Raw genomic sequence first — 24,042 nt, 5'->3', positions numbered from 1 at the left:
CTCCATTTCCACCTCTTTATTAAAAAATGTAAGTCAATACTAAACTCAACCAGTTATAAAAATTTTCTGTCTTAAATATTTATGTCAGTCAAAGACTTTCAGTAGTCTTCAATTTATCCTTATTTTTAAAGAGATTGTTATAACTCAACTTTCGAAGTTTAATTTCTACTATGAACCTTCGGTATAACTAGTCCTATGTGGTCTTATATATATTTGACTTTTTCTAAAAAATTCGTTTGCACATAAAGAAAGACACCTCTTCTTTTGTTAAAATAATGGTAACCAAACCAAAATAAAGAGAGAAACGTGTCACCTCTATGATTACGCCAGAAGACTACTTTGCACAATTACCAAAAGAAAGAAAACAAGGTTTTTCTGATTTAAATGTGGCTTACCATCTTCGAAAGCCCATATTAATAAAATTACAGGTTATTCATGCCTTAACGTGTTTATTTTTGGTACCAGGTTCTAAAACAATTCAGAGTTGTTTTAGAACCTGGTACCTCATACTAGTTTCCGTAACTAGTCTAAGTGCGGTTTTTCATTTTACAATACTACGCTTAAATAAACTTTCAATAAAATCTTTAGTTTTTAAAATCCAAACTTATACCTTTTTCGCTCTTACAATTAAAAATGACGGGCGACGAAATTCCTTATTAAGACTAGGTAAATTACACACTGCTTCGTTCGTTGGTATTGGCTCAATAATTTTTTCGATTTGTAAACCACTTTCAATAAGAGTATTTAGGATAGTAGACATCGTACGGTGATACATCATAACATTATCAACTAACCAATTTTGGGTACGTAAGCCTTCATCCTGATAATTGTCCACTGCATAATGAAGAAGATTCCCTTCTTGATCTGTAACCCAACTTTCTTTTCCCTTATTTGCTGCTACAATCGGATGATTTATAGAAAATAGTAAAATACCTTCTTCGCATAATGCCGTACTAATCTTCTTTATAAGTAACTGAAAATCTGCAATATAATGAAAAGCTAGTGAACTACTAACAAAATCAATTGATCCATTAGGCACAGTCATATCCTCAAATGCAACCTGTTCAAAAGTTAGACACTCATGAATATAACGTTCTTTTGCATTACCAATCATATTAAAAGAAATATCAATTCCTGTTACATGTTTTGCACCTTGGCTAATACAATATGCTGCAAAATCTCCCATTCCACAGCCAATATCTAATACTACTTTATCTTTAAGGCTTGGAATTAGTGTAAAAAAGTTTGGTTGCTCAAGTAAATTATTATAATTATTTTCTCGTACTCGTATTGCTTGATATTGCTGAAAAAATTTATTGTTATCATATATATTCTGTTTCATTTTACCCTTCAATTCATCATAACGTTATGAAGTATTTGCGCAAATTAATTATCTCATGGCAATAAAATTATTAATAGACTTATAATTCAATTTTTGTTAGGATGTAGATAGAGGCATGTCTTCTTTATTATATTCCATAAAAAATAATATATTAAAAGGCAGAAATCTCACTCGATTTCTGCCTTTATTTTTTCAATATAAAATAAATCACATGTAAATTAGCAAAATGCTGTTTTTGTTTGAATTAATCAAACACAACAGCATAACTACGATTTTATATAGATTATAGTATCTTTTCGCTTTAGAAAACCACCCTTACTTATGGTACGGTTTAGCGAATATCACCAAAGAACATAGTAAGTTATGAGCAAAAAGTTTTATATACCAATTTAATCTAAAAAGACCACTTTGTATTGGTGAAGTGGTTTTTTCTAATCTTTTCACTATTCAAAGTTGTGGTAGGTTTTTAAATGTTCATCAAATCTTTTCCATACTATTAAAGTATACGGTGTTTCCACATTCAACATTATCCTTACACCTTCTGCAACCAATTTAATTCTTTTGTTGGGTCATCTTTTTTTCCTAAAGTTAAAATTGCAATTTTGTTCAATTTTTCGTTCCTATTTGTATAAATTTCTTTTTTAATGAAAGGTACCAGGTTCTTACACTAGTTTTTATCGCCATATTCGTAGTAATTCACTGTGCTTCCATCCATTATTGTCATATAATTTTGCAAAAAACTCCCTCCTATTCATGCTTTCCTGCATAGAAGTTATATACAGTTGTAAGGTTACGGGTGATTCCATTTACACCTTTCCAGTTTGCATATTCAATAGGCATGATAAAATCAGAGATGAAATCACTCAAAGACATATTATTTTGTAGCGCATCCCTTACCTTTTTAATTAATAATGATAAATAATTCATTAATGTATCACTCAACGCTAATGTCCCTACTTTCCCATGTCCCGGGACAATTGTTTCCACATCCATTTGTATTACGTTTTCTAGAATAATCAAAAATTCTTTTGGATTATAAATTGGCAAGTGAAGGTCTTCTGTAATGATATCCCCCATGAATGCTATCTTGTCGTCGGGTAAGTACAAAAAGGTATCACTTGGTGAGTGCCCTCCCCCTAAGCAGTGGAGCTCTACAGTACGTTTCGAGCCGTGTATAACCAAAGATTTTTCAAAGATAACGGAAGGCAATACTGTTTTCAAATGAGGCAGCTCCTCTAACACTTTGCACATTTCTTCATATTGATTTAATAGACTGATCTTTGTTATTATATCTACTGCTTTTTCTATCTGATTTCTCAAATTATGTAAATATCGCTTCGTTTCCTCTATTTCCTTCTGCAGATCATGAATAGTATTTTGTTCTCTAAACCACTTATTAGTTAAAGAAGTAGAAATTATCGTAGCATCTTCAAATACTTGATTTCCAAACACATGGTCTCCATGATAATGGCTATTTATAAGATATTTCACCTTTTTCCCACTTATCATTTCTGCTTGTTTCTTTAACTCTCTTGCGGCTGATGGCGTACTAAATGAATCAAACACTAGTAGCTCATCTCCCAAGTCGACAACTCCTGCATTACTCCATGCCCCTTTGCCAGGTTTTGCTATTGCTGCATACACCCCTTCTGCAAGTCTATGTAAAGTGAAATATTCTGTCTCTATCTTCACAATATCCACTGACTATTCCTCCTGTCTATTAACCTATCTAATATAAATATTCGCTATTGTTATAGAAATTCCCTTTCATCTCAATTCTTTCTAATATAAGTTAACTATCTATAATTCATATGGAAACTAGTGATTGAATGTGGTGAGATTTGGTAGCTTCAGAATTAGATGAACAAAGAAAGTATGGTAAGGAGATAATTGAGAGTGAATGGCACCAGGTTCTTACACTATTCAGAATTCAATAAATACCTGTTACCATTCACTATACAGATATCGTACAAAGGAGATGTTGCGTGTTTATATGCGTTAGTGGTGTCCACTGTGTCAGGCACAACTCAGACACTATTCTGAATTGCGTCTGAGTTGTTCGTGACACAGGTATATTAAATGAATCTTCAACAAAAACGTATTTACATAATAATAAACACTTAACAATAATCCTATACAATGGGTTAAAAGAAAATTAGTAGAAAAATGTATCTATTTATAGTGAAGTTACTAGTTACCGCTGTAACTACGGTATTATTTCTTAAAGATAGCATTAAGAATGCTATCTTTTTTTCGAAGCGAAAATCAATTTGAGTGCTTTTGGTGTTCTATCATATTTGCATACAGTTTATGTAATATTTAATTCGAAAAATATAATAGCTGGTGCATTAGTATAAATGCTGACAAGAAAAGTATTTAGTTTCAATTAATACGGAAGTTATTTATTTTCAATTTGAATTTGAGTAAATTCCCTAACCTCTCTTACGATTAAATTAACGGTTACTTTTCGTAAGTCGAGTTACTTGCAAACTTGTTTAAATAATTTAAAATAAACAAGGTAATTTGATACAACTAGGAGGATTTTATTATGGTATTCCAAGCAAAAGATTTCCGTACAGCTGAACACGAAATTGAAGACTTATTTTTAAATCGTTGGTCTCCACGGGCTTATGCAGACAAACCAGTAGCTGACGACGTATTAAATCGACTTTTCGAAGCAGCTCGTTGGGCTCCTTCTTCAGGTAATAACCAACCTTGGCGCTTCATCGTTGCTAGAACAGAAGCTGACCTTGAAAAATTCCATCCAATCTTAATGGAAGGAAACTTAGTATGGGCTAAAAATGCACCTGTATTAGTAGTACTAGTTTCTGATAATACTAAAGGATCAAATGAATTTGATGCTGGCGCAGCTTGGGGATTCCTGTCGTTACAAGCAGCTAAAGAAGGCTTAATCACTCATCCAATGGGCGGTATTTACAAAGATGTGGCGAAGGAAGCATTAAATATTCCTGAAAACTTCGATGTACAATTAGCAATCGCGATCGGTTACAAAGGTGAAAAAGAAATGCTTTCTCCCGAATTACAACAACGCGAAACACCATCAGGTCATCGCCCATTAGAAGAAATTTTATTTGAAGGTTCTTTCAAATAATCTCAATAAATAAATAATTCTAAGTATAAATAAGCCGTTCAGCTTTTAAACTGAACGGCTTGTTTTATAAACCGCACTTACTTATGGTCCGGCTCACCGTAACTAGTCAAAATGAGGTTGATACTTATATAAAAATACTGACTAAGTGCTTAATAATGGTTGTGTTTCTTATGCAATTTTTACTAATATTTTTTATTACATTCCAAACCAAATATCGTTTCAAAGCAGAAACAAAAATGATAATGAATATCTATTAAGCAACATTATTTACATTCTGAATTGCATCACGGTCATTCTTGTATTTAAAACTTACAGCAAAAACGATTGCAAGGATGAATGTGTATACTGCAAAAACTAACCAGATACTTTGCCAATCCTTCACTCCGTTAATTGTAAAATAATCCACCAATTTCCCACTAAGAACAGCGCCTACATAGGTACCGATTCCGTTGACCATTGTCATGAATAAGCCTTGTGCACTTCCACGAATTCGACGATCTACTTCCTTTTCAACAAAAATGGATCCGGAAATATTAAAGAAGTCAAATGCAGCACCATATACAATCATTGATAATAGCAATAAGATGACACCTACATTAGAAGGATTGCCATAGGCGAAAAGAATAAAGCGTAATGTCCACGCCACCATACTCAACAACATTACCGTCTTAATCCCAAATTTACGTAAGAAAAAAGGAATGGCAAGAATAAAGAACACTTCAGCAATTTGTCCCATTGATAATAAAATGGCTGGATATTTAACAACAAGACTATCTTTATAGTTAGCGATTGACGCAAAATCATGTAAAAACGGATCAGCAAATACAAGGTTAATTTGCAACGCAGCACCTAACAGCATAGCAAAAATGAAAAAGATAGCCATTCTCTTTTGCTTAAATAATACGAAAGCATCTAGACCTAAAAGACTTACTAACGACTTATCCTTTTTGACATTTGATGTTGGATTATCTGGCAGTGTAAATGAATAAAGTGCAAGTAAGAAGGAGGCCCCTGCAGCCATGTAAAGCTGGATATTGCTTAACTCAAGTCCACCAAGACTAATTACCCACATCGCAAGAATAAAACTAATTGTTCCAAAAACACGAACAGAAGGGAAGTCTTTCGTTGTATCAAGCCCTACTTTTTCTAAGCAAAAATATGAAATCGTATAAGATAAAGAAATCGTCGGCATGTAAACCATTGCGTTAAAAAGCATTGCCCAAAACATAAGATTAGGTTCCGAAATCCCTGCAGCTGAAAATAAGAAAATCGCTCCAAGGAAATGGCAAATTCCATATAATCTATTTGCCTTTATCCAACGATCTGCAATAATACCTACAAGACTTGGCATTAGAAGAGAAGCAAGCCCTATTGTGCTATAAACACCTCCAACTTGTGTGCCGGAAAAATGCAAAGTATTGAACATATATGAGCCAAGTGTAACAAGCCAACATCCCCAAATAAAAAACTGAAGAGACATCATAATTTTAAGTCGTGATTTTATAGTCATTTTTTCCTCCAACAATGCTTTTTGTGATGAAACAAAATTTTCTGAACCCTTTTTTAAAAATCTTAATATTAAATTAGAGTCACATATTAATTATCTAAATATTCTGCAAACTATATTTATAATATTGGTACTTGACTCACTAACACTATAATTTTTCCTAAAAAAATACTATCATTTATATTGATCGCAATACATTAAGAACTACTCTCTAAATGTATTACGATCAATGGTTCACAAACACGAATGTTCTTTAAGCTTTTTTAGATAATTCAGTAATATAATCGAAGAAAGCATTAGAATTTACATCATAAACCACATTTACTGGGCGACCATTGTCTTTTTCTTCTGTACGCCCTTGACTCGGCCCATCTGTATGCACGATACTATTAATTCTTTTCACTTTTACAAGATCACTATTACCAACAAACGCTGTTGTTAAGACATCCCATAAAAAATATGTTGAGTTTGTTGTAAAATGAACCAACGGCGGGCACATCGCATAACATTGACCAATAAAATCAACACCGAGGTGTTTGCGTTCAGATGCCCAACGATTACGTATTTCTACTGTAAGAGGTACCTGGCTAGTGCTTTCAAGCGCGACTAAATCAATTTCTATACTACTTTTCCATACTCGACCAGCTGCTTCAGGGTCCCAAAACACATTCCATTCCGCTGTCCCATCATGTTCGGGCTCTTCTACATTTCCTACATCACGAAATGTGCCGCCCATCCATACGAGTCGATCGATTTTTTCTTCAATTGAAGGGTCTTCATCTAGTGCACGAGCAAGATCAGTAAGTGGACCCGTGAATAAAAGAGTAGTTTTTTCATCTGAAGCATGAATTGCATCTATCATATGAAGATGTGCTGGTTTCTCCGCTACTGGTGTAACAATCTTTCCGGATTCATTTAATATTGGCAAGGCATCCACAAAGAAAGCGTGCAAACGCCAATCTTTAGGAAAAGGATTTTTTCCGCGAGAATTTGACTCTGCTACATCTAGACAGCCTTTTCCAAAGCGATCAATGATTTTTCGACTTGCAAACATAGCAGGTTCTAAATAACAATCAGCCGGAATGACGGATACACCCGTTAGTTCAATGGTATCCATTTGTAGTAATAAAAATAGAGAAACAAGATCGTCCACGCCGCCATCATGATTAAAGTAAATTTTCTTTTTCATATTTTCTCAATCCTTTCACATTGAATATATTTATTGCTTTACGAAGCGATCCAACATTTTTCTAAGCGCTGGAATGGGGCATACTTTATTACACATTAAAAGCGAACAAAACTTGCTTGGTGTGTCACTTCGCATAATAAAATCTAGAATTAAATATTACTTAAACGATAAAAAACGCTCCGATATCTACCGGAGCGTTGACTAGGGCATAAGTAAATAAAAGAAAGAGACTCCCTCTTCCAATTAAAACTCACCTCGTAGTCAAGCCCTTTACGGCGGCTTGGTAGAAACTTTTGGGCCATATCCCCAATATTATACGACATAATTCTACATTAAATTTACAAGTATCATAACAATGATTTAAGGTATCGTCAACAAAAAAATAAACAATTGTTTTTTATTTAAACAATTGTTTGAGATTTATATATTAATATAATATATTAAGCGATATACCTTTTATATGACCCTCTATTTTCCTAGTCCCGTATATGGACTGTCTATCAGCATAGACTTCCAAAATATAAGATATATTTATGTATTCAATAATACCTATAAACAATATTGTGTTCGAAATAACCCTATTCACACAGCATCCCCCGTAGCGAAAGTAACAAATCATAAATTCGCTGAAATTCTTTGATAAAAGAATTATTAGTAACCCACAATTTTGCGCAATAGCGTAATTCTTCTCTGTAAATATGTAATAAATCAGGATTAAGGCGGGGCACACCAAATAGAAAAGACAAACCCAGGAAAAGAGGTGAGCATATAATACACTCACCTTTCATGTGCTGGTTTAATCCTTTTTTTAGGTTTATTGTTATTAATTTCCTTCGTTACCTTGTTTTTAGATATCGCTATTAATTCTTCAGCAAATTCTTCATCAGGATTATTTGAAGGATTTTTATACAGCTCAAAACTATTATGCGTTCTAACATTGTTTGTCTTATTACTATTTTTACTCATGGATATTCACCTCCTAGAGTCTAATTTGCTCTAAATAGAAGGTTTTATTCTTTTTGAGTCAATGTATTAACTCATTGGAACTAGAGTATCAATTGCGGATCAATTCGGCTGTTACTTTTAAATTTCCTATCACTCAAAAATTACTGTCTAAGCCAAAGATCAGGGCAATAGTTGTTAATTCTATTACAATTGTGTTACCACTCTATCGTGTTGCAGGAATATTTAATTATTTAAAAAATTTAAAATGTTACAAGGGAATTGTTTTTGTTATATTTTTGATATTAATTTGTCATACTCTTGATACTAACTTGTTATATTTTTGATACTAAATTGTTATATCACAATGATATTATATTACCTGGCAGTTAAAAGTTATTAAGGAGAATATAATATTATGAATAAATGGTCTTCAAAGCTAGCAGCGGTAACAGTAGGGACAACCGTCTTATTAACATCTGTTGGACAAGCTTCAGCAGCTACATATACAGTAAAATCAGGAGATTCATTAGATAAAATAGGAAAAGCATTCAACATTTCATATAAAACAATTATGAATACAAACAAATTATCATCTACTTTAATTTTTCCTGGACAACAATTAATTATCAGTGAAAATCAATCATCTACTACTTCATCTCCAAGTTCTACGACTACATATACAGTAAAATTAGGCGACTCATTATCTAAAATCGGTAGCCAGTATGGTGTTTCATCTAAAACATTAATGGAATGGAATAATTTATCTTCGACTCTAATACGAATTGGACAGAAACTAGTAGTTAAAAGTTCTACGACTTCAATAACTAATTCAACATCGAATTCATCTGATTCAAGTAATACATCTACATCTACATATACAGTAAAATCAGGAGATTCATTATCTAAAATCGGTAGTCAGTATGGTGTTTCATCTAAAACATTAATGGAATGGAATAATTTATCTTCAACTCTAATACATATTGGACAGAAACTAGTAGTTAAAGGTTCTACGTCTTCAACAACAAATTCAGAATCGAATTCATCTAATACAAGTAGTACAACTACATATATAGTAAAATCAGGCGATTCATTATCTAAAATTGGTAGTCAATATGGCATTTCGTCTAAAACAATAATGGAATTAAATAATTTAACTTCTACAGCAATCTCAGTTGGACAAAAATTAATTGTTAGTGGCTCAACAACATCTACGTCACCGTCAACATCAACGTCAACTAGTTCTTCAGTTGGTAATAATATTGTTTCAGTTGCAAAACAATATTTAGGCGCAAAATATGTTTTCGATGGAGCATCACCAAGTGGCTTTGACTGCTCAGGTTTTATTACTTATGTTTATAATAAAGCAGGTATTTCAACTTCTCGTTTATCAGCAGCAGGATTCTACAATGCATCAACACCAATATCTAAGCCAAAAATTGGAGACTTGGTATTCTTTAGCAATACATATAAATCCGGGATTTCACATATCGGTATATATATTGGCGATAACAAAATGATTGCTGCAAGTGGTTATTTCGTACAAATTAGCGATATAGACGGAGCATATTGGGAAAATCACTTCACAGGTTTTGGTCGTTTAAGCTGATTATAAATGAAGGTGCCAGGAACCAACACTATTCGGAATCGTGTTGGTTCTTGGCACCTTTTGTTTTTCTTTTTTTCAAAAAAAGTGATAATGGAACGGAAAATGCAAGGATGATTGTTGCGAAAAGGAACGTATCGTTCGTCGCAAATAGAAAGGCCGTTTCCTTTAATGCTTTCCCTGCTATTTTTCCATTTAATTCGGAAGCATGTGTTTGTGTCCTGATTGCTAGAATTGAGCTAAAAATAGCAATAGACAAGGCAGATATGGCTTGTTTAAGCCAATTTGATATGGATGATGCATGACCTGCATGTTCAGTTGGAATCACACTCATCGAAAGACTTGTAACGATAGAACTTGCCAAACCTAAACCTATATAACGAATCATCATTAAAAAAAGAATATAGCTAGCAGAGGAGTTCATCTTTAATTGACTGAATCCCCAAGTGGCAATCGTCACTAAAAATACACCTGTGATGATAAACCAAAAAGGCTCTATTTTTTCTTGTAATTTCCCCGATATTATAGTTACAACAATCATGACTAATGCTCCAGGAAGCATAATAATACCGACAGTTAACGATGAAAAGCCCCGAGCTTCTTCCATCACTAATGGAAGTAGAAAGACTGTTGAATATAAACCAACGGAAATAAAACAGTTTAAAATGGTTCCTAAAGTATATCTAGAATATTTAAAAACCCTTAAATTCAATAGCGGTTCCTTTACCGTCAGTTCTCTCCATATAAAAGCAGCTATACCTATAATGCCTACCAAGAACAAAACTAGAGCAGGAATAGAAAGCCATCCTAAGGTAGACCCTTCGGTAAAATACAGTAATAAAGATACATTCCCAATTACAACTGTAAGCAAGCCAATTTTATCAAGTGATACGGTTTTTGATGCTTTAAGGGCAGGTAAAAACAAAATTGCACATAGAATTGCAATGACTCCAATTGGTACATTTGAAAAAAACAATGCCTTCCAACCATAAAAACTGGTGATTACCCCACCTAATGTTGGACCAATTGCAGGAGCAATCATAATGGATATACTCCATAAGCTGATGGCCATCGCTTGTTTTTCTTTATTAACAGACTGAATAATAATCGTCATAGTGGAAATTTGAATGATTCCTGCACATAATCCTTGTAAAATCCGAAATAGTATTAATAAATTAATGTTTCCAGAAAAGCCGCAAAGGGCAGAAAAGACAGTTAAGCCAATCAAAGCAGTAACATATATCCTTTTATAACCAAACTTATTTCCTAAATAGCTTGCAACTGGAGAAATGGTGCCAATTGCTAGCATAAACCCTGTCACTAACCATTGAACCATATTAATATTTGTATGAAGTTCCCTCATAATCGACGGGAGTGCAACGTTTACTGTTCCCGAATTAACAAGTGCTAAGAAATTCCCCAAAAAGATAGCTAATATAGTAAATGCAAATGAATCTCTTCCCTTTTTAATGTGTGCCAATTTTTACATCCTTTTAAAATTATTTTCTTTTATAAGTTTACGTATAAATAATACTAATGTAAAATTACTATATTTAATATTAATATAAGTAAAAGTGATATAAAAAAGCAGGAGGCATTTATGAACTTAGAACAGATGGAGTACATAAAAGAGATCATCCATACACAATCTATCTCCATAGCGGCACAAAATCTTCATGTTTCACAATCAGCAATAAGCCAATCCATTTCGTTACTGGAAAAGGAATTAGGGATTCGATTATTCAAAAGATCAAGATTTGGCACTAAACCGACAGAAGAAGGAAAAGGAATTATTAATAATGCCCTAAAAATCGTTGATAATATCGAGAGGATTAAAGAAGAAGCACAAGCCTTCACTACTGCTTTTAAAGGAGAGTTAAAAATTGCTGCGATACCAGGTTTTATGACTTTTTTGCCGAAGATTCTTTCTTTATTTAAAAAGGATTTCCCTCACATAAAAATCATGGTTATCGAAATGGAAAGCAAAAGAATTATTGAGAAGGTTAAGCAACATACGATAGACTTAGGATTTATCTCTGTAAAAAAGTCGATTGAAGACAATCTGCCTGACCATTTTATCTTTAAAAAGCTTGATTATAATGCTGATATTAAAGTCATTGTTTCTAAAAACTCCCCTCTTGCACTCCAAAAAGATTTAACTTTGCATGATTTGACAGATAGTCCAATTGTCATCTATTCCAGTCAATTTTGGGAAGACTATATTCACTCCTTCGAAAAGAGTCACAATCTAATGAATGTTCTTTTCCAAACCTCTAATTCTGAAGTGATTAAAAAAACCGTATCAGAAGGTCTGGCCATTGGATTATTATCTAGTTATGTCTTAATCGATGACCCCTACATCGAAACCGGACGGATTATCCCCATCCCTTTGATTAACACCAAGTTTTCTTCTGATAATTTATTCGGCTGCATCGTCTCGAATAAGAATGTCCATCAAGGGATAGCAAAAAAATTTATGGAATACATTCATCCAAATTTTAATTAAGTTGCCAGGAACTAAAACTATTCAAAATAGCGTTGGTTCCTGGCAACTTTAATTCATTCTGTTACAATATATGCATCCATACTCTCAACACCAGTTGCTGATAAAGAAGTAATTCCATATGTATATTGTTTGTTTGGGTTTGCTGTCTTATCTAAAAATACCGTATTCCCTTTTGAATTATAGACAACATCTACTATGTTTAGAGGATTTTGATACTCTCCGACGTCTTTTCCTTCAAAGCGATAAATCACATATTTTCTTGGTTGTTCATTATTTTGATCATTAATGACTAACTTTATACCAGCTGCATCCTTGATACATTGAACTGAAGTTGGCGCTAATGGTTGATCAGCGTTGTTCCATGAAATTGCTGGAGTTAAAGCGGTATAATTATAAAGCTGTTGTTTAAGGATTGTTGCATAACCAAGCGGATTTTTTTGAATGCTTTTTAATGAAAAGTGCATTTGACCCATCGCAATTTGGTTTGCTCTGTTAGCGATTACTTGATTTGGTAACTCCATTTTATTTTGCCATGCTTTATCGGAGTCAAGGGCGACTTTATAATCAGCGACACCAATATAGAGATTAACGGGATGCACGTTGGCATACGTTTGCACTTCATTACTCCACCAGTCTAATAGAGTGGAATATTTAGCTACAGATAATGTTTTAGACCAGTAGATTTGTGGCGTAATATAATCGATGCTACCGTCTTTCATCCATTGTCTTGTGTCTGCATATAAGTCATCATAATTAGATACGCTAGCCCGGGTGTTGCTTCCAGTAGGGTCCACTGATTGATTACGCCACACCCCAAATGGTGAAATTCCAAATTGGACATCTGGTTTAGTCGTTTTAATAGATGAATATATTTTTTTGACAAGTTGATTTACATTATTTCGGCGCCAATCGTCCACTTTTTTGAACGACTTGCCATATTTTTTGAATGTTGCTTGATCAGGAAAAACTTCATTTTTTATTTTATAAGGATAAAAGTAATCATCCATATGAACGGCATCAATATCATAATTAGCTACTAACTCTTTCACTGTAGAAATTAAATAATTTTGCACTTCAGGAAGACCAGGGTTTAAATAGTATTGCTTCCCATATTTAACTACCCAGCTAGGATTTGTGCGAGCTACATTAGTAGGCGCAAGACTTGCTAATGATTGGCCCGGCATGGTTACTCGATAAGGGTTGATCCATGCATGAAGCTCCATTCCGCGATTGTGTGCTTCATTAAGCATGATTAATAAAGGATCATAACCTGGGTTCTTTCCTTGTTTTCCCCCAGTTATATAGGATGACCAAGGTGCCAACTTGGAGGGATATAACGCATCATTTGTTGGTTTTACTTGATAAATGACTGCATTGAATTTATTGGCTTTCAATTGATCTAATGTTTGCCGTACCCAAGCTGTATATTGAGTTACATTCATTCCAGATTTCATATCAACATTTTGAACGGTTGCAATCCAAGCTGCACGCATCTCATTTTTAGGCGGCGTTAGGCTTTCTCCTTTCACTTGTAAAGGTGGTATTGAAATAAGTAAAATGAGTGATATTGCAACTGATAATATAGCTTTAAAAAGATTTCTTTTCATCCTAGATAACTTCCTTTTCTTTGTAATCCCCTTCCAGAAACTTATCCGTGCCTCCTTTTTTAGCGTATTTTTTTGGCTAGGGTATCTTCCTTACCCAATTATATCATGTATTGGTACTAACCCCCTGAAAAAAATCCACTATAAAACGGCAAGTAAATCATGTATTTAGTAAGTGTTCCCTGTGTCACGCACAACTTGGACACTATTCTGAATTGTTCCTAACACAGCGATATTAAGATAGTTGAGGTAATAAAAAGAGCCAATCCAGCTAAAGGGGACGAGAATGTACGCGTCACTCCCATAGTGAATGGTGCCTGGTTCTAGTGCAATTCAGATTTCATTGAAAACCTGGTACCTTTCATCCTGTCATGTGCCGTCAAATATAATAGCAGGTTCCCTCAAGGAGGTCGGCTGTAAGCTTATGGATAACCCGTCCGAGCATGAACTCAAAGATGGGCGATTTTTTATGGTTTAATGACAATATTACTACGACTAATGTGGGTCATGCAGACGTTTCCGTACGATGCTGGGAACTTAGTCTGCCTTCCTCTATTTCATACGGAAGTGAGCCACCACCTATGAGCAACCTATCTATCTTTATGGTTCTCCGGCCGCTTTTGGACTGCACTTTCAGCTACAACTTAATCGAGATAATGACAAAAAGGATAGGAGCATCTGCGTCACTCCCATCCCCTCTGTTCCTTTTAACAAATAAATAAGTATTCCTCTAATTATAGTCCTCTAATTTTCTTAACAAAATCACTTGGCATTTTAATCTTAAATGCTTTATTTACATCTACTAATTTCATTGCCTTTCTTACAGTCAAATAGCTTTTCCTAAATAATTTACTATTTTCTACAACATCAATTATGACCGCTTCTATAAAAGCAATACTACCTAAAATTATAAGGATAATAAATGCAATCATATCTAAAATGCCGTCAATGGAATTTGGCTTATAAGAAATATAGTTGAGTTTGAGGAAAAAAAAGAGCGCACCAATTGCAAATGAAAACACAGGGATATATTTCATTAGGCTATTAGATACCTTTTTTGCTAGATAGTAGGTAATACAAGTTATTATCCCCATTAAAATTAAACATACAAGTATGGCAATCTTAAAGCTCATTTGTACACCTCTTTCCTTTTAAATTGAAACGTTTTCAGCTCTTCAGGTGATCTGTATTCATTACATTAATATATTCGTTAACATATAAAATAAATACTTCATCAAACAGGTTATAACGGGAAAAATATAAATGGGGGATTTATCATACAGTTGAATTTAAATGTCTCTATACCAATTTTACCCAAACCAACAAAAATTAAACCATTTTTTCAATTTAGACTGCATAGGTATCAAGGGTGGTGGCAATATCAGTTTTGTGGGAGAAACATCCGATAGCAGTACTCTAAACCAATTACTTGAGAAGATGGCTTTCAATCAAAAAGAAGGAATAGTAAAAGATCCTAGTGACATTGAGACAATCAGTAGTTGGAAATTACTTTCCAATTCGGATGAATCATCTAAGGAAAAAATATACATCTGTTGTATCTATCATTATTGTTGATAATGAAGTTTCAGTGTATAGCCCCGAAACTACGATGAAAAAGTTCAAAAAGCACTAGATACCTATACAAAAGAAGAGTTTGTAAGCTTCATAGATGGTTCTAACCACAAACTCTCTGTTCAACAGATTATTAACATAACCAACTTTAATTACGAAATCCCGAAAAGAAATAAGCCGGTGGAAGTATCGCAAATACTTCCACCGGCTTTATCATTATCTTGAAAACAGTATTTACTTGTTATCTATCATACTCATTATTTGAATATGATTACCATCTACTTGATAAACTAATATTAGACTATAATATCCTTTATCTTCATTTGAAAGATCTAGTGTAAACTTATCAGGGTTTTGTTCCCATTTACTCACATCAACTACTATCTCTTTAGAAGTACTAGTATTTCTAATTACCACTTAAGTCGGAGTGACTTTATTTCCGTCTATTCCTCTCACATGATTCTCAAATTCAACTACTGGTCCTTTAAATGCTGCTATTTCCAATACTTGAGGGGTAACATGTATGCTTTGCAAATTTTTTAAATCTTTTAGCGGTGAGAAATCCATTATTCCATTTCCAGTTAGATCTAGCATCACTAAATTTCTGGCATATTGTAACCCATCCAGAGAACTAACTCTGTAACCGAGCACATTATTCCAGGCACTTCTTTTCACATTAATCCAGTGGGAAATCTGAAATAATGTGCTATTTTTTTCACTTAATTTCAGAATGTGCCCAACTTTATTCACATTAATCCATCTATCCATAAACAAAAGAAAACCCCTAAAACGGGGTGTCTAGTGGTATATATTCTATTGTATTGATCCGAATCTTGTACACCTCATTTAGGTGAAGAATGAAAATAACCTCATAATCCAACGTGACGAACCAATCTATATCTTTCTCTAAATATGCGTTAAAATATCGTTGCTGAATCCGCAACTCAAACGTATAGCCTTGTTGTACCCAGTAACGCGTCTGACCAATCCACACCCGCCACTCTTGCTCTCGCTGATCATAAACTAAGATGCCTCGCTTCATGCTAAACCACTATCTTCTACGGCTAACCGGACGATTTCCTCATCAATCTGTTCTTTCTTTAATTGCGAGCCAAATAATAAACTATTCACCGTTAATGTATTAATGACTCTAGGCCAACCTTGCGACCGCAAGGTGATTGCTTCTATAGCTGATTCAGTGAAAATCGGCATTTTTGCTCCGGCTAACTTCAAATGATGATTGATATAATTGGAAACTTCCACTTTAGTCAATGGCTGGATCTCATACTTCATAATCATTCTTTGTGATAGTGGTCGATGATGATTTAACATTAATCGTGTTTTTAAATGCGGTAAACCTGATAATACTAAAATATAAGGATTTGTTGAATCCATTTGAAAATTAAACAATAAAGCTATATCTTGCAAGAATGCATCTTTTGCCATATGCATTTCATCTAAAATGAAAACAGGCGTTATTTTTCGTTCAAAAGCCATTCGCTCAATACCTTGTTGAATTTGTCTAAAAAGATCTACTTTACGGAACTTCGGTTCCTCTCCTAATCCATAGACCAGACCACGATAAAAATCCATCACACCGCCTGTCGAGAGCGGAAAGTAGATGACATGATATAAAGATGGATTAAGCGATTCTTTAAACGATCGCAGGGTAAAGGTTTTCCCTACACCAGGATCGCCAATAAGAAGACCCATCCCCTTTGATTTTTGCAAATAATGTAATGCACTAATTGCACCTTGATAATCAGTAGAAAGAAATGCATCGGAAGATGCGATCTCTTTTGAGAATGGTGCTTGAGCCAACGAGTAAAATGTTTTATACATTTTCTTGCTCCTCCTTTTCCTTCGTCGCCTGAGACAATGAAAAAGGAGAACGTACCCGTTTGACATGGGCATTATCAGTCATATTAACAAGCGTTGCTTCCGCTACTTTCTTACCATCTTCAAATACGTACACACCATTTTCATCTAACCTCACATCGATGGAGGTCCCGATAAAACGATTCGGTACCTCGTAAAGCTGTTTGTTTAATGTAATGGTACTATCCGCTTTTACCTTACGTTGTTCGCGCTTTAAGAAAATAGTTTCAAGAAGGGATGTATCCTCTAAGAATGTCAATTGATTCAGTTGCGCCTGAAAAACCTCATGTGGCGTTTTTCCATCTAAGGACGCATGCACTTTGCGATGATAATCCTTTTCTAACCAGTGCCAAAATCGTTCGTTTAACTCTTCAACTGAATGAACAGGATCTGTTTTTAATAACGGATAAAATCGAGTTTGAACCGTTTTAAAAAACCGTTCTATTTTCCCTTTACTTTGAGGGTCATAAGGCTGTGTGTGCGCTAAAGTAATACCCAATTGGGCACATGCATACTGTAGTGTTTCAGATCGATAGATCTTGCCATTATCCGCATAAATAATGGTCGGTTTTCCCCTGCGAGTTAAAGCTTCTTTTGTTACAATTCTTAATCCATCAAATTTTTCGGATGTGAAAAACTGCGCATAAGGGATTAATCGTGAACAATCGTCAATATAAGCGACTAAAAAAGTCTTTACACTTTTTTTATTGCTTGATAGATAGGGCCCATGGGATAGATCCCCTTGCCATAGCACATTGACTTTGTCATGCGCAAATCGCTTTCTCTCAGGCGTCGCCAAAATACTTTTTCCAATTAGATTGTGCTTTTTCAATAATCGGTTTATAGTGGAGTAAGAAATTTGTGCTTTGTTTATCTCTCCACGCTCGATTAATTGTTCGTAGAAAACACTAACGGGCATATGGAGGGATTTTTTTCGTATTTCCAGAAGATGATCTTGATCATCTGGAGATAGTCTTCGAGAATTCCCTCTGTCCGCTCGTTTCTTCGGTTTTAATGCTTCAAATCCGTTTCGACGGTAATGAAGTAGCCATTCTTGTATTGTTTTAGCTGCTATTTTTCGTTCCCCATAATAAGGAACTGAGTGAATCTTCCCCTCTAATTCATTAAAATATACCTTCATTTCAACTTGCCCATTAAATAGAGGGGCTATCAGCCCATATCGAAATAAAGCTACCTCATTGCGTACTTTTTCATTCATGGAATCTTCCTCCTTTTGATAGAAGGACGACCGGTCATCCATAATTTAAATTCTACTTTTTACGACAAATCCTGACTATGAAAAAGGTATGTGGGACGAATAATATTTATTAAACACACTAAATATGCTAGAATTAATTTGCCATAAAGTATTTTGATAAGTGACCCCATGACCTTCGCAAGAAGGGTGATTCGCCAAAATCGAGGATCATTTTCATATATTTTGTGGCTTCTTTTTTTATCTCATTTGACATACCAAAAACAGGACCTTTGTCGACAAAGTAACAATGTATCCAATGAATGTTTTTCAAGTAGCGCTTTAGATGAAATCTTAATAATTGCCTTCCACCGCAGGCTTGCTTTCTTTGAAGCAGCTGATGAACACGCCCTAGTATGGTATGAATCGTATGTTGGAAATAAGGAATCAGAAAGTCTGGAAGAATCGAAACACTCACCTTACAAACCACGCATCTAAAACGACAAATAGGAATCTTGACTGTGACATCCTCCGCAATCCCATACCTCCAATAATAACCATTCCGGTGAAGGTTTCCATGAGCCAAACAGTTACAGTTAGGGCAAGTCTCTAATAATGGAAAAAAATTCGCCGTCCCTCTTGAAGCATACTCGTTCAAATTAACTCCAAAATCGTAAGAAATAATCACAAAAAAACCCTCCCTTAATAATATGAAAAAAATTTACCACATTATCTCAGAAGAGTATAGATGTTAAACTGAAGGAATTTGAAAAAAGTTCATGCTTTTTTGAGGAAATAAAGTGACTGTTTACACTAACTCTTCCTGAATTACTAATTAAAGTTGTAAGCTTGAGCATATTACCAAGGGTAATATCTCCGGCTAATCCTAACGTTTTCTTAACAGAATCACTTAAGTATCGGTCATTTGTAACTATTACTTGTGTTAAGTCTATTTCAACTAAAGCTTTTTTTGCTTCTATTATGGACGCTAACACTCCATCTACTTCTATTTGAGTAGCTTTGTTGTTTGCTAACATTTCTTCTGCTTTAGCTATAGCATTTTGTAATGTATTGAAACTTTCAGAAGTATATATCTCTTTATCTATTACTTTTGCTTCTTCTACCTCTTTTTCTAGCTCATTCGTGTACACTCTTTCAGAATTTGCATAATGTAATTTTGTATCTCCCCATGTCGCATGGTCTGATCCATTTCCATTTCCACCATCTGTTACAACTAGTTTAAGTTCCTTAGCTCCACTTATATTTATTTCTATAAATTTTTGAGGATCTCTAGAATTCATTAAACCACTGTCGAATTGCTTTTCACCATCAACAAATACTTGAAATATGACCGAACCGACAGATCCATACATTTGTCTATCTACCCCTACAAATGACGTGAAATAATCTGATTGTTTATCCGTTAAATCATACACAATCGTTGAATTAGAATGTGCTCCTATTCCTTTCTCATAAGCAACTTCTTTATTAGACTCGTCTGTCAATCGCAATGTTTTAGCACTTATAGATAGGTCTTTTAAAGGAGCCGTATAGCTGTTTTGAGTAGACTTCCAATCAAAATTCGATAGGTATTTATAATCTTCCATATTCACTACTGATATCGTTCGAGTTTTTTGTGTTTCGTTTCCATCATTATCTGTTACAACGTAGCTAATCTCATATTTCCCCGCTCTATCAAATCTTACTTTATCTGCTCCAATAACTTTTACTTTCGCAGTTAAATCCCCATCTTCAGGATCCATTGCAGAATATTCTTCTTTGATGTTTATAGGCTCTCCCACTTTTGTCGCAACTGATTTTGGTATATTTAATGTAAGTTTGTTCGAGTTTTCAACAAGTTTGGCATCCGCCCATACTGTATGATCTGCTGTATTCCCATTATCTTTTGCATCTGTCGTTACAAGCTTAATTTCTTTTGCACCTGTTACAGGAACTTTTACAAATTCATGTTCCGTCATTGATTTAAACAACCTTACTATTGTATTTCTTTTCTCCATCTACCCACACTTCAAACGTTGCAGATGATGTATTCCCTTTCATAGCTTGATCAATTCCAATATAACTTTCAAAGAAATCAAAGCCTTTTCCTTCAATATCATAAACTACTTCCGAGTTAGCGTGTACCCCAATTCCTTTGGCATAGGTTACTTCAAGACCTTGCCTAACTAATGTAATAGTGCCACCAGCTGGAGCTTTATCTTTCTTAAATGTACTCCAACCAACACTTACTGATTTGGCATTCAGATCCGAAATATATGCATAATCACTTGCTACAGTAACTTTCATTTTTTTTGTTTCATTCGCATCTGTATTTGTTATTTCATAAACAACTTCATATTCACCTTTATTCGTTACATCCACATTGGAAGACTTTACGACTACCTCTTTGGTAATATCATTTCCTTGGTAGTTAGTTGCTTTTACATAGTTCATCGGATCAAACACTTGATGTAATTTTAATGTTACATGCTCTTCCACTGATAATGTTGGTTTAAACGCCTTAATATCTATCGACTTAAGTGTACTTAACTTTTTATCATATACAATAATTTGATAGCTGTAGTTATTACTTGGATCTATACCTCTATCTATAAAACTATTGGACGATGTAAAGCCTACAATCTCACCGTTTCTAGATATTTCATATCCTAAAACGTCTTCTTTATGACTTACATCCATAACAAAGTTTAGCGTGTTAGTTTTATTTGCAGCGCTCGAAACAAGGGTGACGCCAACCGATGCCGTTTTATCTTCTATTCCGTTTCCTTTATATCCAACAACAGAATTATTTAAATACCATACTTTATCTGGCTTTGAATATTTACTAGTCTTTTCTCCTGTATCTTTATTTACTACAAAACCATGTCTTGCAAAATGTTCACTTAAATCAAGTTTTAATATTTCTGAAGAAAATTCTACTAAATATTGTTGTTTAGTGCTTTCTCCATTTGTAAGATTTACATTTCTTTCTCTATATAATCTATTTAATTTTCCCCAGTACCCAGGACTATACATCTCTAGTTGCCAATATACTCCCAGTTTTTCAAAAAGCCCTTGAGCATTATAATCTTTCAAATTTTCTTTAATGACATTTTTATAAATAGTTGACTCAAATGGTATTCTATTATCTGGTTTATTATATAAGGTTGCCATATATTGTGGTAGCATATTATTCGTTACTTCACCGTAAAGTCTAGCATTTACATCCATTCTGTGTCCTATTTCGTGCGTTAAGCCCCATGAAGGTCCTCTGACTTCAAATGGAATTAGATGGTCAGCCATCACGTCAACTAAAGTGCCTATATGATCACCCGCAGCATACATATATGCATATGGTTGAGCAAGTCTGACGTTATCTCGTATATATTTTGGATCATGCACTTCGCTACGCGCATCTAAACCATAGTACTTAAATATTTCTTCCATATGATTATTGTAAGACTCAATTGTTTCTAATGGACTATAGCCATCTTCTATATACGTTTTATAAGCACCTGTCGCAGTACCTGTCCAAAAAATATGTTTACTTACGAATTCAAAAACATCTAGTACTTCTCTGTCTGCAACATTTGGATGTTTCGCTTTATCTTTGTCTAATTTTTTCTTATAGTCTATTAAGAATGATTTGAACTCATCAATGTTTGTATTAGCAGTTGCAAATGGAAATTTCTCTACACCTTCAAATCTTAAAACAGGAACTTTTCCTTGTTGTTCTGCTGTATACGGGTTGACAATATATATACTTCCACCAGGCGTTACTGCTTTGTTATACCCACTATCTTTAATAATGGTAGGTACAGTTATGCTATTTTTACCCGGTACTAAGCTTACATCTTTTCTCCAGCTGGACCAAGAACCTTCTTGTTGCGCAAAAGATAAACTAGGCATTGGACTTTTTGAATCTGCTTCAACGTAAACGGTTATTTTATCTCCTGGTTGTGCTGCAAATCCTGTAGGTTGAAGGTTGTTACCGAAACCAAACTTTAAATTTTGGTTAGCATGTTTCACCATATCTCCATACTGTTCTGCTGTAACCTGCATTCCTTGTGTCTCTATTTCACCATTTACAATAGCCTTAGCTAAAAGTAGTACATCCCTGAAGTTCGATTCATATAAAGGATGGGATTTTGATTCTTCTTCTAATGCAATAATTTTTTCAAAACGATTAAATTCAGGTATAACTGCGCTCATTGTTCCATCAGTGAATAAGTTTGATATCTTATCGTTTAGAGTGTCTTCCTTATAAAAGGCTAACTCTGATAGCGTTGCCCAGTTTTGATTGGATTTCTTGAACATAAATTTTAGTCGCTTAAATTCTGTCGGTTTAAACTTCGCTTCTACTAATCCAGCTACCATATTATGTTTTCCAGTTGTTACAAGTTCATATGTGTCACCTTTTGATGTTTTAGAACCATATATGTCAAACTCTTCTGCAAATCCTTTTCGATCAGATGCTCTTGCTCCATACATGATTCGATTTAATAATACCGTTTCTTTAAACTCTACTTCCACTTCATTTGTGAAATCTTTTGAGTTACTTTTGTTCGTTTCCCAATACGTATTTAAGTTGCCATCAATAGCATTTACTAAGACAGAATTGCTATAATAACTACCATTGTTACGTATACTCTTGATATTTTCAGCGTCCATTTTAAATAACTTGGAATAATTTTCGTTTGAATAATCAGTAAATGATTTTGTTACTGCTGTTGTAGCTTCTAGTCTTTCTTTGTTTAATAGCAGTTTCGCGTTTGCAATATCTTCTTTAAATGAAGTGTATAGTGGATGTGTTTTAGCACTCTCTTCTAACGCTTCCATTTTCTCTTCTGAATTAAACTCTTCACTTACAGTACTAAACGCACTATCAGTAAATAGCTTTTTCATACGATCTCTGACTTGATCTTCTTTATAAAAACTAAATTCGGACGCACTCGCCCAATCTTGATTTGCTTTTGTAAATACAAATTTTAGTCGTTTAAATTTTGTTGGGTCAAATTGGATTTCTACTACATCCGCGGTAGATTCATAATATTCACCCAAGGTTACTGCTTGAAACTCTCCTTCATCAGTAGTTGAGCTATATATTTCGAACTCTTGAGCAAAGCCTTTCCCTTTAACACTTGATTGTCTAGCTGCATAGACAATTCTATTTAATTGTGTGGCTTCCTTAAATTGAACTACTATTTCATTTTTAAATTCCGCGTTGTTTGGTCTTCCAGTTTCCCAATAAGTATTCATATTTCCATCCACTGCATTCTCAATGATCGAGCTAGCATATTTTCCTCCATTGTTCGTAATGGATTTTATATTGGAAGGGTTCATTTTAAATACCTGATTATAGGAATTTAAAGTAGCAGCTTCAAATAAATCAAATTTTGTAACACTCGCCTTATTTGATTCACCTACCTCACTTTCATTCGCCATTATCGCTTTAGTTTCATATTGTAATTCCTGTGCTAAGACATTAACTGGACCACTAAAAATGCTCAAAAACAGAACAACAGATAATACAGTCGCTATTAATCTCATCATAATTATTCCTCCCTATGAATTATTTACCATTAAAAA

The 24,042-nt window shown here is 34.2% G+C and carries 19 protein-coding genes and 1 riboswitch; of the genes, 3 read left to right on the top strand and 16 right to left on the bottom strand.

Annotated elements, in window-relative coordinates:
• Positions 1–604: 604 nt before the first annotated feature.
• Positions 605–1,342 (bottom strand): class I SAM-dependent methyltransferase, encoded by a 738-nt coding sequence (locus ACEPXG_RS06335; protein WP_391208553.1) that lies wholly within the window; start codon positions 1,340–1,342, stop codon positions 605–607.
• 747 nt (positions 1,343–2,089) lie between these two features.
• A complete protein-coding gene (locus tag ACEPXG_RS06330; protein WP_391208551.1) occupies positions 2,090–3,043 on the bottom strand; it encodes an MBL fold metallo-hydrolase in 954 nt (317 codons plus the stop codon).
• A gap of 847 nt (positions 3,044–3,890) precedes the next feature.
• Here ACEPXG_RS06330 and ACEPXG_RS06325 point away from each other — a divergent pair.
• A complete protein-coding gene (locus ACEPXG_RS06325; protein ID WP_391208549.1) occupies positions 3,891–4,454 on the top strand; it encodes a nitroreductase family protein in 564 nt (187 codons plus the stop codon).
• A gap of 253 nt (positions 4,455–4,707) precedes the next feature.
• On the opposite strand, the gene ACEPXG_RS06320 is transcribed toward ACEPXG_RS06325, so the two are convergent.
• From ACEPXG_RS06320 to ACEPXG_RS06310, 3 genes are all read right to left on the bottom strand, one after another.
• On the bottom strand, positions 4,708–5,964 hold the full coding sequence (locus ACEPXG_RS06320; RefSeq protein ID WP_391208547.1) for a nucleoside permease: 1,257 nt from the start codon (positions 5,962–5,964) through the stop codon (positions 4,708–4,710).
• A 250-nt stretch (positions 5,965–6,214) separates the two neighbouring features.
• Entirely contained in the window at positions 6,215–7,150 is a 936-nt protein-coding gene (locus ACEPXG_RS06315; protein WP_391208545.1) for a nucleoside hydrolase, read from the bottom strand.
• 238 nt (positions 7,151–7,388) lie between these two features.
• Positions 7,389–7,490: riboswitch (purine riboswitch) on the bottom strand.
• Positions 7,491–7,927: 437 nt separating this feature from the next.
• On the bottom strand, positions 7,928–8,116 hold the full coding sequence (locus ACEPXG_RS06310; RefSeq protein WP_391208543.1) for a hypothetical protein: 189 nt from the start codon (positions 8,114–8,116) through the stop codon (positions 7,928–7,930).
• A 394-nt stretch (positions 8,117–8,510) separates the two neighbouring features.
• Here ACEPXG_RS06310 and ACEPXG_RS06305 point away from each other — a divergent pair, with 394 nt between their 5' ends.
• Positions 8,511–9,701, top strand: coding sequence for a C40 family peptidase (locus ACEPXG_RS06305; RefSeq protein ID WP_391208541.1), 1,191 nt, complete (start codon positions 8,511–8,513; stop codon positions 9,699–9,701).
• Positions 9,702–9,729: 28 nt separating this feature from the next.
• Here ACEPXG_RS06305 and ACEPXG_RS06300 read toward each other — a convergent pair whose 3' ends face one another.
• Complete coding sequence (locus tag ACEPXG_RS06300) at positions 9,730–11,178, bottom strand: MDR family MFS transporter (RefSeq protein WP_391208539.1); 1,449 nt, start codon at positions 11,176–11,178, stop codon at positions 9,730–9,732.
• Between the two features lie 120 nt (positions 11,179–11,298).
• On the opposite strand from ACEPXG_RS06300, the gene ACEPXG_RS06295 reads away from it, so the two are divergent.
• Positions 11,299–12,204 carry a LysR family transcriptional regulator gene (locus tag ACEPXG_RS06295; protein WP_391208537.1) on the top strand — a complete coding sequence of 302 codons (906 nt, stop codon included), beginning with the start codon at positions 11,299–11,301 and terminating at the stop codon, positions 12,202–12,204.
• 53 nt (positions 12,205–12,257) lie between these two features.
• On the opposite strand, the gene ACEPXG_RS06290 is transcribed toward ACEPXG_RS06295, so the two are convergent.
• The 10 genes from ACEPXG_RS06290 to ACEPXG_RS06245 form a co-directional block, all read right to left on the bottom strand.
• On the bottom strand, positions 12,258–13,811 hold the full coding sequence (locus ACEPXG_RS06290) for a glycoside hydrolase family 10 protein (protein WP_391208535.1): 1,554 nt from the start codon (positions 13,809–13,811) through the stop codon (positions 12,258–12,260).
• Positions 13,812–14,542: 731 nt separating this feature from the next.
• Positions 14,543–14,941 carry a hypothetical protein gene (locus ACEPXG_RS06285; RefSeq protein ID WP_391208533.1) on the bottom strand — a complete coding sequence of 133 codons (399 nt, stop codon included), beginning with the start codon at positions 14,939–14,941 and terminating at the stop codon, positions 14,543–14,545.
• A 673-nt stretch (positions 14,942–15,614) separates the two neighbouring features.
• Positions 15,615–15,752 carry a hypothetical protein gene (locus ACEPXG_RS06280; RefSeq protein WP_391208531.1) on the bottom strand — a complete coding sequence of 46 codons (138 nt, stop codon included), beginning with the start codon at positions 15,750–15,752 and terminating at the stop codon, positions 15,615–15,617.
• Between the two features lie 45 nt (positions 15,753–15,797).
• Entirely contained in the window at positions 15,798–16,148 is a 351-nt protein-coding gene (locus ACEPXG_RS06275; protein ID WP_391208528.1) for a hypothetical protein, read from the bottom strand.
• Positions 16,149–16,164: 16 nt separating this feature from the next.
• Positions 16,165–16,422 carry a hypothetical protein gene (locus ACEPXG_RS06270; protein WP_391203647.1) on the bottom strand — a complete coding sequence of 86 codons (258 nt, stop codon included), beginning with the start codon at positions 16,420–16,422 and terminating at the stop codon, positions 16,165–16,167.
• On the bottom strand, positions 16,419–17,222 hold the full coding sequence (locus tag ACEPXG_RS06265; protein WP_391203644.1) for an ExeA family protein: 804 nt from the start codon (positions 17,220–17,222) through the stop codon (positions 16,419–16,421). The genes ACEPXG_RS06270 and ACEPXG_RS06265 overlap by 4 nt, the downstream gene beginning before the upstream one ends.
• Entirely contained in the window at positions 17,215–18,477 is a 1,263-nt protein-coding gene (locus ACEPXG_RS06260; RefSeq protein ID WP_391203641.1) for a DDE-type integrase/transposase/recombinase, read from the bottom strand. Before ACEPXG_RS06260 ends, ACEPXG_RS06265 begins: the two co-directional genes overlap by 8 nt.
• 133 nt (positions 18,478–18,610) lie before the next feature.
• Positions 18,611–19,141, bottom strand: coding sequence for a hypothetical protein (locus ACEPXG_RS06255; RefSeq protein ID WP_391203638.1), 531 nt, complete (start codon positions 19,139–19,141; stop codon positions 18,611–18,613).
• Positions 19,142–19,187: 46 nt separating this feature from the next.
• A complete protein-coding gene (locus ACEPXG_RS06250; protein ID WP_391208526.1) occupies positions 19,188–20,432 on the bottom strand; it encodes an NPCBM/NEW2 domain-containing protein in 1,245 nt (414 codons plus the stop codon).
• A 4-nt stretch (positions 20,433–20,436) separates the two neighbouring features.
• A complete protein-coding gene (locus ACEPXG_RS06245; RefSeq protein ID WP_391208524.1) occupies positions 20,437–24,006 on the bottom strand; it encodes a discoidin domain-containing protein in 3,570 nt (1,189 codons plus the stop codon).
• Positions 24,007–24,042 lie beyond the last annotated feature (36 nt).

It is taken from the genome of Psychrobacillus sp. L4, from assembly GCF_042944905.1.
GTDB lineage: Bacteria > Bacillota > Bacilli > Bacillales_A > Planococcaceae > Psychrobacillus.
Note: the sequence above shows the minus strand (reverse complement) of the source record. Positions and strands in the feature narration are given on the sequence as shown.